Origin of the sequence: Pseudomonas sp. UC 17F4, assembly GCF_900101695.1 — a bacterium.
Classification (GTDB): Bacteria; Pseudomonadota; Gammaproteobacteria; order Pseudomonadales; family Pseudomonadaceae; genus Aquipseudomonas.
Map to the genome: position 1 here is coordinate 3,816,272 of NZ_FNKV01000001.1, position 12,715 is coordinate 3,828,986.

Here is a 12,715-nt window from a genome sequence, read left to right on the forward strand (position 1 = left end):
TTCAGGGCGCCCCGGGCGGCTGCGCCGGGGCGCTGTACCACTGCGCCGGGGGCACCGACTTGGGCTGTTGCGGGTCGCCCAGGTAATGCGGCGACATGATCTGCACGCCGTACTCGTTGAACACGTCCTGGATATGCCCGTGCAGTTCGCTGAGCAGCACCGCCCGCGGCCGGGGCTGGCTGGGAATGGCCTGGGCCACCAGGCGGTACTCGGGATAGAAGTCCGACAGGGCGGTCTGGAACACCTGCGGCAACGGTTGCTCGAGGATGCCATTGGTACGCCGCGCCGCCTCCAGCAGCATCGCCTCGACTTGTCGCCAGGGCGTGTCGTAGCCAATGGTCACGGTGGTGTCGACCACATAGCCCTCGCCCTCGACGATCCGCGAGTAGTTCTTGGTCACGCTGGCAGTGATCAACGAATTGGGCAGCGTCAGCACTTCACCCAGGCCAGTGCGGATGCGGGTGGTGAACATGCCAAGCTCGGTGACCGTGCCCTCGTACTCACCGATGCGCACGAATTCGCCAGGACGCAAAGTGCGCGTGTAGGTCAGGATCAGCCCGGCAGCGGCCTGGCCGACGACGCTGGTGGCGCCCAGGGAAATCATCAGGCCGATCAATACCGACAAGCCCTTGAACGCGTCGGTACCCGCACCAGGCAGGTATGGGTAGGCCATGGCCAGGGCGAACAACCAGATCGCCAGGGCAGTCAGGCGCGTGGTCGGGGCCAGGGTTTCCTGGTTGAGCCAGCTCAGGGTACCCGGCACCGCCAGGCGGCGCAGCAAGCGGCGGCTGAAAGCGACCGCGCCACGGGCAATGAAAAAAATCGCCAGGGCCACCACCAGCCCCGGCACCGCGCTGATCATGCCTTCGAGCAGGTAGCGCAGCAGCTCCAGCAAGTATTCATTGAGGCGCTCGCCCCATGGCCGGGTATAGGGAAAGCGCGACAGGACAAAACCCAGCCATTCATAACTGAGCAAGGCGATCAGCAACCAGCGCACGCTCTCCAGCACCCGGCGTATCAAGGTGTAGAAGAAATTCGCCTCGATCACCGGCGTCTGCCCCACGCTCAGGGTCCGCGCGTGACGGCGCATCAGCCGCGGCAGGCGCGCTTGCAGCTTGCCTCTGGTAAACGCGATAGCCCACAACAGCGCCAGGTACAGCGCGGTGGCCAGCGCTGCTGCCAGCCCCGCGCGTGCCAGCCGTTGCAGGTTACGCGCCTCGCGCTGCTCGCCCACGGCCTGGCGCAGGTTGGCCGCGGCCTGCTCGGCGGCCTCGCGCACCGTGCCCTGGCTCAGCGGGTCAATGTCGCGGCTGGAGACAATGAACGCACGTTTGTCGCCCAGCAGCACCAGGTAGCTGGACTGCACCGGGTCGAGGCTGACCTGCGGGTCGGGGCTGTCGTCCAGGGTTTCGCCGATCACCGTGCGGGCGCGCTTGACCCGCAACTGCGGGGTTTCGCCCAGCACCGTCGCGCGAAACAGCATGATGCTGCGGTTGAACACCTTCAGCTCCACCGGCTCGGCGCTGGCCGACACTGCGCCTGGCTCCTGGGCCCAGGTCAGGGCGCCCAGCAGCAACCCGCCAATCAGCAGCCACGCCTTGAGTACCGCATTGCTCATGCCCTCACCCTCGCCCGCCCGGTCCTGTAGCGCAGCCTAGACCAGCGCGGACCGCTTGTCAGATAGCCCGCCCCGGAGCCTGCGGGCGCCCCGCTGCGATGGACTAGACTTCAAGCACCGGGGGGCTGGCAACACAACGCTACCGGAGGTACCCCATGAGCCAGTACCAACGCCTGTTCCTGATGGTAGGTTCCGACCTGCGCCACACCCCGGCGCTGGAGCGCGCCGCTGCCCTGGCCCTCGCCACCGGCGCCACCTTGCATATCTGCGCCTTTGTCGACGAAATCGATACCCTCGGGCTCATGAGCGGTGACGAACACCGCCTCGATACGCTGATGCAGAACAACCGCCAGTGGCTGGCCGATGAAGCGACCTTGCTGCACGAAAACGGTATTCGCGTCAGTACCGAGGTGATTCTCGCCCGCGACGTGCTGCAAGCGGCCCTGGCGCAAGTGGCCGAAATCACCCCCGACCTGCTGATCAAGGACGTACAGCACGAGCCGCTGCTCAAGCGCCTGGTGGTCGCGCCGCTGGACTGGCAACTGCTGCGCGAATGCCCGTGCCCGGTGCACCTGGTCAGCGAGGTGCACTGCCCGCTGCCGCGCATCGTGATTGCCGCGGTCGACCCGACCCACCCCGAACACCCCCACGACGATCTTAACGAAAGCGTGATCAACGCCGCCGCCGACCTGGCCCGCCAGTGCAACGCCGAGCTGCACCTGTTGCACGTATGCGACAGCGCCCACACCCACATGGCCGACTTCGGCGCTGGCACCGTGACCATGCCGGGCTTTGGCAGTGACGTGCGCAAGTCGATCCACAAGGCTTTCGAGCAAATGGCCGCGCGCCATGGCGTACCGGTTGAGCGCCAGCACTTTTTGTCGGCGCCGATCACCCGCAGCATCGCCGAGTTCATCGCCCACAGCCGCGCCGACGTGCTGGTGATGGGCAACCACCCGCGCAAACTGCTCGAACGCCTGACCGGCAGCACCACCGAGCATGTGCTGGAACAGCGCTTGTGCAATGTTTTGGCGATCAGGGCCGCGGCGTGAGACAGCCTCAGCCTAGGCGCAGCCAGTCGATAAAACGAGCAAACAGTTCGGACTGGGAGTTGATCTCAAGCTTCAGGTAGAGGTTCTTGCGGTGCATGCGCACGGTTTCTGGCGAAATGCCCATTTCGCCGGCGGTGGACTTCACCGAGTGGCCGCGCAGGATCATCTGCGCCACCTGCCGTTCGCGCTCGGTCAGTTTGTTGCAGCCGAAGCTGTCGAAGGCGGCCTGGACGCTGCCCTGGCTGGCCGCTTCACTGCCGGGCTCAAGGCCATGCTGGGCAAAGCGGCGGATCAGTTCGCGGACCATCGGCTCGACCGCCTGCAACACGTGCAGTTGCTCGACGCTCAGGCTGCTGCCGCCACAGCCCTGGAACAGGCTCAGGGATATTTTGCTGTGCGGGTCGATGTCGACGATGTAGTAGCTGTCTTCGCTGCAGCCGGTGCCCAGGTAGTAGGTCTTGTAGTAGTCGCTGTCGAAGAAGTGGTCCGGGGCGATGTCCTGCAGGTGGTAAAAACCCTGGGCCAGGCCTTTTTCTACCGCCAGGCAGAACGGGTCGAGCAGGTAGCCGGCACTGAAGTAACGGTTGAGGATGGCGTCGCGGTGACGCTCGGGGATGCCCTGCTGGTACAACAGTTGCGGTGGCTGGCCTTGGCGCTCAAGGCTGATCATCATCGACTCGACCGCCACCAGTTGGCTCAGGGCGGCGGCGAGGCTTGCCAGGGCGTCGGCCTCGCCGCTGCGGGCAATGGCATGCTGCAGCGCCGCATGCCATTGCTGCAGGGCTGAGAACGACAGGCAGATCGGGGTGTCGGCAGTGGCTCGGGTCATGCCCGGCAGTCTAACCCGCCGGGGGGCTGCGATGCAGCCCATCGCCGGCAAGGCCGGCTCCCGCAAGGGCTTGTCATGCACCCGCGTACAACCCTTCGCGGCGCAGTTCTTCAGCGGTTTCGATGATGCACTGGCGCAGGGTTTCAACGATCTCGTCGACCTGCGCGCGGGTGATGATCAGCGGCGGCGACATCACGTTCAGGTGCATGATCGGCCGCACCAGCAAGCCTTTGGCCTGGGCCCGGCGGTGGATGCGCTCGCCGATGTTCACTTCATCGGCAAACAGCGCCTTGCTGCGCTTGTCGGCGACGAACTCGACGCAGGCCATCAGCTTCATGCAGCGCACCTCGCCGACCAGCGGCAGCCCGGCCAGGCTCTGCAGGCGCTGTTCCAGATAACCACCCACCTCATCGACATGGGCCAGAAGCTGCTCGCGCTCGATGATTTCGATGTTCTTCAGCGCCGCCGTGCAGCACACCGGATGGCCGCTGTAGGTAAAGCCATGGGTGAAGCAGCGGCCCTTGCCCGGCTCGGCGATGACCTTCCAGATGCGCGCCGAGAAGATGCACGCGCCCAGCGGCAGGTACGCCGAAGTCAGGCCCTTGGCGGTGGTGATGATGTCCGGCTGCACGCCGAACAGCGCCTCGCTGGCGAAGAATTTGCCCAGGCGGCCAAATGAAGTCACCACCTCGTCGGCCACGAAGAGGATGTCGTAGGTCTGGCACACCTGCCACATGCGCAGGAAGTAGTCCTTGGGCGGGATGATCACCCCGCCCGAGCCCATGATCGGCTCGGCAAAGAACGCCGCGACGTTGTCGGCGCCGAGCGAGAGGATCTTGTCTTCGAACTCGGCCACCAGAAAGTCGAGAAACTCTGCTTCGTCCATGTCATCCGGCGCCCGGTAGGGGTTGGGGTTGGAGACGTGGTGGATCAGCTCGTTGGCATAGTCGAACTCGGGCACGCGGTCGGCGGCCTTGTTGCCGATCGACATGGTCAGGCAGGTCGAGCCGTGGTAGGCGTTGTAGCGGGCGATCACGTGCTTTTTATCCGGCTTGCCACGGCAGTTCTGGTAGTACTGGATCAGCCGGTAGGCGGTATCGACCGCGGTCGAGCCACCGGTGGTGAGGAACACGTGATCGAGATCGCCCGGGGCCAGGCTGGCCAGTTTTGCGCAAAGCTCGATGGCGACGTTGTTGGCCATGTCCGAAAACGGGTTGGAATAGGCCAGCTGACGCACCTGGTCGGCGATGGCCAGGGCCATCTCTTCGCGGCCCAGGCCGATGTTGGTGCACCACATGCCGCCGACAGCGTCGAGAAAGCGGTTGCCCTCGGTGTCGTAGATATAGGCGCCCTCGCCTTCGACGATGTTCAGCGCGCCTTGCTCGGCATGCTCGTCGAACACGTGGTATCCGTGCATGTAGTGGGCTTTGTCGGCGGCCACCAGGGCATCGTTGGCAGCATTTGTTGGCAAGGCTTGGTTTGGCGTGGCCATGGCAGTGTCCTTGGCGAAGGGAAATTGAAATGTCAGCTACCGGTCTTGACCGTGCTCCAGACCCGGGTGATGGCGCGCATGTCCTTGCCGCTCTGGGTTTTCTGCGCGAACAGGCGCTGGCGGGTGGCGGCGTCCGGGTAGATCGCCGGGTCGTCGCGAATCTCGGCCTGCACCCAGGGCGTGGCAGCGGCGTTGCTGTTGGCGTAGTGGATGTAGTTGCTGACCTTGGCGATGTTCTGCGGCTGCAGGAGGAATTCGATGAAACGGTGGGCGTTGGCCGGGTGCGGCGCGTCGCTGGGCAGGTAAAGGTTGTCGAACCAGATCAGCGAGCCTTCCTCCGGGATGAAGAACGACAGCTTGATGTTCTTCTTCGCCTCCTCGGCCCGCGCCTGGGCGGTGGCGTAGTCGCCGGACCAGGTCAATGCCAGGCAGGTATCACCGTTGGGCAGGCTGGTCAGGTAGTTGACCGAGTCGAATTTGTTGATGAACGGCCGCACGCCGAGCAGCAACTGCTGGGCCGCCTTGAGGTCATCGGCGCTGGCGCTGTTGGGGTCGCGCCCCAGGTACTTGAGGGCCAGCGGGATGACTTCGCTGGGTGCATCCATCAAGGTCACGCCGCAGTCGGCGAAGCGCGAGACGATCTTCGGGTCGAACAGCATGGCCAGCGAGCCGATGGGCGCATCGGGCATGCGTGCCTTGATCTTGTCGACGTTGTAGGTCACCCCCGAGCTGCCCCAGGTGTAGGGCGCCGAATACGCAAGGCCCGGGTCGTAGCCTTGCAGGGTGCTGAGCACCTGCGGGTCGAGGTTGTTCCAGCTGGGCAGCTGCTTTTTGTCCAGCGGCTGGAATACCCGGGCCTTGATCAGCGGCGGCACCAGGGAGGCGTTGAGCACCACCAGGTCGTAGCCCGAGCGCCCGGTCAGCAGTTTGGTCTGCACCGTTTCGTAGCCGTCGAAGGTGTCGTAGATGACCTTGATGCCGGTGGCTTGTTCAAAGTCGGCGAGGGTCGTTTCGCCGATGTAGTCCGTCCAGTTGTACAGCCTGAGTGTGTTGCCCGCCCCGTCGTCGGCGGCAAGGGCCGCCGCTGCCAGGGGCGCGAGCAACAGACTGGAAATCACCTTCAGTGTCTTTCGCATAGCCACTCCGTCGTGTCACCAGATCTGCTCGGTGTGAGCCGACGGAGTTACTATCGCGGGAGCCGGTGATGGCGACCATACCCCGAATGGGTAGGTGTCGTTTTTATCGCGGGTCAAGCCAACGGATACAACGCCTCATCAAACTGCGCCAGGCGCGGAAACACCAGCGGCTGGTCATCGGACAGATGCTCCAGGCGCTGCTGATAGCTGCGCAAAAAGTCCTTGCGCGCCTCGTCGCTGATATACGGCACGTGCCAGGCCACAAACGGCTCCAGCACCTCGAAGCCGACGTAGGCCAGGGTGCCGCGCAGGATCGGTCGCAGCATGTCCTCCAGCGGCCCGTGAATCGCCCCTTCGCCGAACATGTGCTCGCGCCCGCCGAGGGTCACGGTGACCAGCGCCTTCTTGCCCGCCAGCCCGCCCTGGTCATAAAAGCGCTTGCCGCCGTAGCACACCCCGGACACCAGCACGCGGTCGATCCAGCCCTTGAGCATGGCCGGTGCCGAGAACCAGAAGATCGGGAAGTTCAGCACCACAAGGTCCGCCCACAGCAGCTTGTCGAGCTCCTGCTGGATGTCGGCGGCAATCGACTGACTTTTGACTCCCAGGCGCTGCTCCAGGGCATACACCAGGTAATCGGGGTTCTCGCGGCTGACGAAGTCAGCGGCGCTGGCCACCGGGTTCCAGTTCATCGCATACAGGTCGCTGACCTGCACCTGGTGACCCTGGGCGGTGAAGGTTGCAACGGCCTGGTCGCGCAGGGCGGCAGTGAAGGATTGCGGCTCGGGGTGAGCGTGAACGATCAGTACATTCATGAGGGGTCCTTAAACGGTTTGCACAGGGGAAATCAGCGCCCGCTTGGCCAGCAGGCGGTCGAGCCAGTCCGGGTCCATTTCCGGCTCGCTGGAGAACAACAAGCCGGTGTAGTCGCGGTGCGGTGGGGTAAAGATCGCCTCGCGGCTGCCGTGATCGACCACCTGCCCGCGCTGCATCACCAGCACCTCGTCGGCGATGGCGCGCACGGTGGCGACGTCGTGGGTGATGAACAGATAAGCCACGCCCAGTTGCTGCTGGATGCGGGTGAGCAGCTTCAGAACGCCTTCGGCCACCAGTTGGTCGAGGGCCGAGGTAACTTCGTCGCAGATGATCAGCTGCGGCTCGGCCGCCAGCGCCCGAGCGATGCAGATGCGCTGCTTCTGCCCGCCGGACAGCTCGCGGGGCTGGCGGTCCATGTAGCGCGCCGGGTCGAGCTCGATCATCTCCAGCAGTTCGGCGACCCGCTGGCGCAGGGCCTGGCCTTTGAGGCCGAGGTAGAAGCTCAGCGGCCGGCCGATGATGTCGACGATGCGCTGGCGCGGGTTGAGGGCGGTGTCGGGGATCTGGTAGATCATCTGCACCCGGCGCAGTTGCTCTTTGCTGCGCTGGCGATAATCGGCCGGCAGCGCTTCACCGTCATACAACACCTGGCCTGAAGTCGGCGGCAACAGGCCGGTGATCAGCCGCGCGGTTGAGCTCTTGCCGCTGCCCGACTCACCGATCACCGCCAGGGTCTGGCCGCGATGGAGCGTGAGCGAGACCTCATGCAGCACCGGCTGGTGGCCATAACTGGCACTGGCCTTGCGCACCTCCAGCAGCGGCGTCGCCTGCGCCGGGTACGGCTTGGGTTCGGTACGAAAGCTGCGTACCGCCCACAGCGACTTGGTGTAATCCTGCTGAGGGGTGTCGAGCATGGTCCGGGTGTCGGCCTCTTCCACCAGCTTGCCGTGGCGCAGGACCATGATGCGGTCGGCCATCTGCGCCACCACCGCCAGGTCGTGGCTGATGTACAGGGCGGCGCTGTCGTAGGTTTTCAGCGCCTCGCGAATCGCCGCCAGCACTTCGATCTGGGTGGTGACGTCCAGCGCCGTGGTTGGTTCGTCGAATATGATCAAGTCCGGGTGGCAGGCCATGGCCATGGCGGTCATGACCCGTTGCAACTGGCCGCCGGAGACCTGGTGGGGGTAACGCTGGCCGATCTGTTCGGGGTTGGGCAGGCGCAGCACGCGGTACAGCTCGACCGCTTCGGCTTGCGCCTTGGCACGGTCGATACCGCCGTTCTTCACCGCGGTCTCGACATGCTGGTCGATCAGCCGGTGTGCCGGGTTGAACGAGGCCGCCGCGCTTTGCGCAACATAGGCGATACGCAGGCCGCGCAACTTGCGCAGGGCTTCGGGCTTGGCGCCGACCAGCTCCCGGCCGTCGAAGCGCACCGAGCCACCGGTGATGCGGCAACCGTCGCGCACATAGCCCATGGCGGCCAGCCCCAGGGTCGACTTGCCCGCCCCCGATTCACCAATCAGACCCAGTACTTCGCCGCGTTGCAGGCTTAGGTCGATGCCCTTGATCAGTGGGTGCCAGGTGTCCTGGTAATGGCCTTCGATGCGCAGGTCGCGGATGTCCAGCAGCGGCTTGTCAGTTGAATGTACGCTCATGCTCAGCACTCCTTCAGGCCACTGGATTGATGCAGCACCCAGTCCACGACAAAGTTGACGCTGACGGTGATCAGCGCCACCGCCAGGGCCGGCAGCAACGGGCTGATATCGCCGAAAGTAATCAGCACGGCGTTGTCGCGGACCATGCTGCCCCAGTCGGCGGTTGGCGGCTGGATGCCCAGGCCCAGGAACGACAGCGCACTGATGAACAAAAACACAAAGCAAAAGCGCAGGCCGAACTCGGCAATCAGCGGCGCAGCGGCATTGGGCAGCACCTCGCGGCTGACCAGCCACCACAGCCCCTCGCCACGAAGCCGGGCGGCCTCGACGAAGTCCTGGACGACCACGGTCATCGCCACCGCCCGCGACAGGCGAAACACCCGGGTAGCATCGAGCAGCGCGATCACCAGCACCAGCGAGGTGGCATTGGTGCCAACCACGCTGAGGATCAGCAAGGCGAAGATCAGCTGCGGGATGGCCATGAGGATATCCACCAGGCGCGACAGGCCCTGGTCGATCCAGCCGCCCCTGATCGCCGCCACCAGGCCGCAGAAACCGCCGACGGCAAAGGCCAGCAAGGTGGTCAGGAAGGCGATCCCCAGGGTGTTGCGCGCGCCATACACCAGGCGGCTGAACATGTCGCGGCCAAGGTTATCGGTGCCCAGCAGGAACTGCCCGCCCCAGGGTGCGAAGCCCTCGCCAACCACTTCGGTCTCGCCAAACGGCGCCAGCACCGGCGCGAACAACGCCACCAGAATGTAGGCAACAATCACCAACAGGCCGAACTGGGCGCTCAACGGCGCCCGCAACAACGCTTTGATCAGGCTCATGGCTTACCCCTTCGGATGCATCAGGCGTGGGTTGCTGGCAATCGACAGCACGTCGGCCGTGGTATTGAGCAGAATGTAGGTGGCGGCGAAGATCAGGCTGCAGGCCTGCACCACCGGGATGTCGCGCTTGGACACCGAATCGACCAGCAACTGGCCGAGCCCCGGGTAGACGAACACCACCTCGACCACCACCACGCCAACCACCAGGTAGGCCAGGTTCAGCGCCACCACGTTGATGATCGGTGCCAGGGCATTGGGCAAGGCGTGGTGGAAGATGATCCGCGCCTGGCTGATGCCCTTGAGCCGGGCCATCTCGATATACGGGCTGGCCAGCAGGTTGATCAAGGCCGCGCGGGTCATGCGCATCATCTGTGCGATCACCACCAGGCTCAGGGTCAGCACCGGCAGCAGCGACCGCTCCAGCACCTCGGCGAAGGACGCACCCGGGGCCAGGTTGGAGATGCTCGGCAACCAGTTGAGCTTGACCGCGAACACCAGGATCAGGATGTAGGCGACGAAAAACTCCGGGAACGACACCGCACTCAGGGCGCTGGTGTTGAGCAGCCGGTCGAACCAGCTGTTGCGGTACAGCGCCGCGAGCATGCCCAGCAGCAAAGCCACCGGCACCGACACCAGCGCCGCCAGCAAGGCCAGGGTAAAGGTGTTGCCCAGGCGCGTGCCGATCAGCTCGGCAATCGGCCGCTGGTTGGCCAGCGACAGGCCAAGGTCACCGTGCAGCAGTTGCCAGGCCCAGTGGCCGAAGCGGGTCAGCGGCGGCAGGTCCAGGCCCAGTTGGGCGCGAAAGGCGGCGACGGTCTCGGGGGTTGCCGCCTGGCCGAGCATGGCTTGGGCGACGTCGCCCGGGAGCATGCCAACGGCCAGGAAGATGATCACCGATACCGCCAACAGCGCCAGCAGGCCCAGGGCCAGGCGCTGGAGCAGCAGTTTGCAAAGACTATTCACCGTACAGCTCCTCGAACAGGCTCAACGAAAGAAGGTGCAAGCAACGTGTCGGGCTTACGCCTGCCACCAGCGCTCGATCAGCCGCAGGCCGTCGAGCTCGCCGTAAGGTGCGGTCAGCCCACCGTGGGCCACCCGTTTGGAGCGCGCGGCCACGGAGTTTGCGAAGAGCGGCACGATCGCCCCGCCCTCGTCGCGGCACAGGGCCTGCATTTCGTTGTACATCTCCTGGCGCAGCGGCGCGTTCATCTCGCCGCGGGCGGCGTTGAGCAACTGGTTGAAGCGGGCGTTGTCCCAGTGCGTCTCGTTCCAGGCCGCGCCCTTGGCGTAGCCGATGCTGAACATCCGGTCGGCGGTCAGGCTGCTGTACCAGAACGAGGTGGTGAACGGCTGCTTCATCCACACATTGGAGAAAAAGCCGTCGGCAGGTTCGCGCACCACGTCGATGTCGATGCCAGCCTGGCGCGCCTGTTCCTTGAACAGCACCGAGGCGTCGACCGCGCCGGTGTAGGCGGCGTCGGAGGCCTGCAGGCGCACCTTGAGCGAATCGACCCCGGCCTGGCGCAGATAGAACCGCGCCTTGTCCGGGTCATAGCCGCGCTGCTCCAGGGCGCTATTGATGAAGCGGCTGCCGGGCTGGATCGGGTGATCGTTGCCGATCTGGCCGTAGCCGTAGAGCACCGAGGCCAGCAGGGTTTCACGGTTGATCGCATGCTTGAGCGCCAGGCGGATGTTGTTGTCCTGGAACTGCTGGCTGTCGGTGAGCATCGGGAAGGTGTAGTGCTGGGCGCCCTTGGTCTCTTCGATGACCAGGTTGGGATTACGCTTGAGCAGAGCGACGGTCTTCAGGTCGACTTTGTTGATCACATCGACTTGCCCTGTGACCAGGGCGTTGACCCGCGCCGCGCCATCGGCGATGGCCAGCAGTTCGGCGCTGGCGAAATGCGCGCGGCCGGCTTTCCAGTAATCCGGGCTGCGTTCAAGGTCCATGCGTACGCCGGGCTCGAAGCCCTTGAGGCGATAGCCGCCGGTGCCGACCCCGGCCTGCCAGTCGGCGGCGCCGTCCTTGGCCGGCATGATCACCAGATGATAGTCGGCCACCACGTAGGCGAAGTCGGCATTGCCCGAGTGCAGCTCGAACACCACGGTGTCGGTGCCCTGGGCGCTGACCTTGGCGACATCGCCGAGCACGGTCTTGGCCGCCGAGGTGGACTTGTCGCCCAGGTGGTGCTGGATCGAGGCGACCACGTCGCCGGCATCGAGGGTCTTGCCGTTATGGAAGGTCACGCCCTGGCGCAGGGTGAAGGTCCAGACACGCGCGTCGGGGCTGGACTCCCAGCGCTCGGCAAGCTCGGGAATCGCTGTGCCGTCGACGCTGATTTCGCTCAAGGTGTTGTAGACCGCAGAGAAACCGACAAAGGTGAAGGTGTCGCTCCATGAGCCCGGGTCGCGGGAGTCGGTGGTGCTGCCACCGGCCAGGCCCATGCGCAGTACGCCACCGGCTTTCGGGGTGGCCTCCTCGGCCCGGCCGTGCAGCGGCAAACCCAGGGAAAACGCCCCGGCCACGGCCGCCGCAGCGGCGCTGTACTTGAGAAAATCCCGACGCGGCAGGCCGCTGTCGTGCATCGCTTGAGTAATCTTGTTGTTGTTATCGCTCATGGCATTGCCCCTGTAGAACTGCAGAGAAAAGGATTCAGCCAACCTCGCACGCATCGATGCAAATATTTGTAATTGTCATCGTGACAAATACATTAAACTCAAAAACACGTCGCTGCCAATCCCCTTCCTCTGTAGGAGCGGGCTTGCCCCGCGATAGGTTTTTTTCAGTCACATCGATTCGCGGGGCAAGCCCGCTCCCACAAACAAGGGACTTCGCCAGATGAGCCAGTCGACCCGCCTGATCACCGCCTCGTACATCCTCTCGTTCGTGGCCGCCAATGCGCCGCAAAAGCTGCGCACCGAGACCATCGCCAAGTGGGTCAAGACCCACCCCACGCGGGTGCGCAGCCTGGTCTCGCTGATGGTCAAGGCCAATATCCTCAAGTCCTGGCGTGGCGCCCATGGCGGCCTGACCCTGGCCCGCCCGGCCAGCGAGATCACCCTGCGCGAGGTCTATGACGCGGTGCAGGAGAGCTCGCTGATCGCCGAGAAAATCGACAACCCGTTTTCCGGCATGGAAGATCATTGCAAAGTGTTCGAGGTGTTCACCCGCCTGTTCGCCATGCTCGAAGCCAACATGCGTCTGGACCTGGGGGCCATCACCGCCGACCAGTTGTTCGTCGCCTTCGACAAGCCGCAGGACAACATCGGGCAGGCCTGAGCCTGCC

Annotated in this window: 11 protein-coding genes; 2 read left to right on the plus strand and 9 right to left on the minus strand. The window is 64.7% G+C overall.

The genetic code is table 11. The features are described 5' to 3' along the window. Nucleotide 1: 1 nt before the first annotated feature. Complete coding sequence (locus BLR26_RS17485; protein WP_093383189.1) at nt 2–1,618, minus strand: mechanosensitive ion channel family protein; 1,617 nt, start codon at nt 1,616–1,618, stop codon at nt 2–4. Nucleotides 1,619–1,773: 155 nt separating this feature from the next. Here BLR26_RS17485 and BLR26_RS17490 point away from each other — a divergent pair, with 155 nt between their 5' ends. After that, nucleotides 1,774–2,670: a universal stress protein gene (locus BLR26_RS17490; RefSeq protein ID WP_093383192.1), complete on the plus strand. Its 897-nt coding sequence runs from the start codon at nt 1,774–1,776 to the stop codon at nt 2,668–2,670. Nucleotides 2,671–2,677: 7 nt separating this feature from the next. Here BLR26_RS17490 and BLR26_RS17495 read toward each other — a convergent pair whose 3' ends face one another. The 8 genes from BLR26_RS17495 to BLR26_RS17530 all read right to left on the minus strand — a co-directional run bounded on the left by BLR26_RS17495 (nt 2,678) and on the right by BLR26_RS17530 (nt 12,047). After that, nucleotides 2,678–3,499 carry a helix-turn-helix domain-containing protein gene (locus tag BLR26_RS17495; RefSeq protein WP_045198827.1) on the minus strand — a complete coding sequence of 274 codons (822 nt, stop codon included), beginning with the start codon at nt 3,497–3,499 and terminating at the stop codon, nt 2,678–2,680. A 73-nt stretch (nt 3,500–3,572) separates the two neighbouring features. After that, the gene (locus tag BLR26_RS17500) at nt 3,573–4,991 is read right to left on the minus strand and encodes an aminotransferase (RefSeq protein WP_093383194.1); all 1,419 of its coding nucleotides are present in this window, start codon (nt 4,989–4,991) and stop codon (nt 3,573–3,575) included. A 32-nt stretch (nt 4,992–5,023) separates the two neighbouring features. Continuing rightward, nucleotides 5,024–6,127, minus strand: coding sequence for a polyamine ABC transporter substrate-binding protein (locus BLR26_RS17505; RefSeq protein WP_093383198.1), 1,104 nt, complete (start codon nt 6,125–6,127; stop codon nt 5,024–5,026). Between the two features lie 113 nt (nt 6,128–6,240). Continuing rightward, nucleotides 6,241–6,942, minus strand: a complete 702-nt coding sequence (locus BLR26_RS17510; RefSeq protein WP_045198821.1) for an NAD(P)H-dependent oxidoreductase — start codon at nt 6,940–6,942, stop codon at nt 6,241–6,243. A gap of 9 nt (nt 6,943–6,951) precedes the next feature. After that, the gene (locus tag BLR26_RS17515; protein WP_093383201.1) at nt 6,952–8,598 is read right to left on the minus strand and encodes an ABC transporter ATP-binding protein; all 1,647 of its coding nucleotides are present in this window, start codon (nt 8,596–8,598) and stop codon (nt 6,952–6,954) included. A 2-nt stretch (nt 8,599–8,600) separates the two neighbouring features. Then, nucleotides 8,601–9,428 (minus strand): ABC transporter permease, encoded by an 828-nt coding sequence (locus BLR26_RS17520; protein ID WP_093383204.1) that lies wholly within the window; start codon nt 9,426–9,428, stop codon nt 8,601–8,603. A 3-nt stretch (nt 9,429–9,431) separates the two neighbouring features. After that, on the minus strand, nt 9,432–10,391 hold the full coding sequence (locus BLR26_RS17525) for an ABC transporter permease (RefSeq protein WP_093383207.1): 960 nt from the start codon (nt 10,389–10,391) through the stop codon (nt 9,432–9,434). Nucleotides 10,392–10,445: 54 nt separating this feature from the next. Beyond that, the gene (locus BLR26_RS17530) at nt 10,446–12,047 is read right to left on the minus strand and encodes an ABC transporter substrate-binding protein (RefSeq protein WP_093383210.1); all 1,602 of its coding nucleotides are present in this window, start codon (nt 12,045–12,047) and stop codon (nt 10,446–10,448) included. A gap of 220 nt (nt 12,048–12,267) precedes the next feature. Here BLR26_RS17530 and BLR26_RS17535 point away from each other — a divergent pair, with 220 nt between their 5' ends. Beyond that, nucleotides 12,268–12,708 (plus strand): Rrf2 family transcriptional regulator, encoded by a 441-nt coding sequence (locus BLR26_RS17535; RefSeq protein ID WP_093383213.1) that lies wholly within the window; start codon nt 12,268–12,270, stop codon nt 12,706–12,708. Nucleotides 12,709–12,715: the final 7 nt, after the last annotated feature.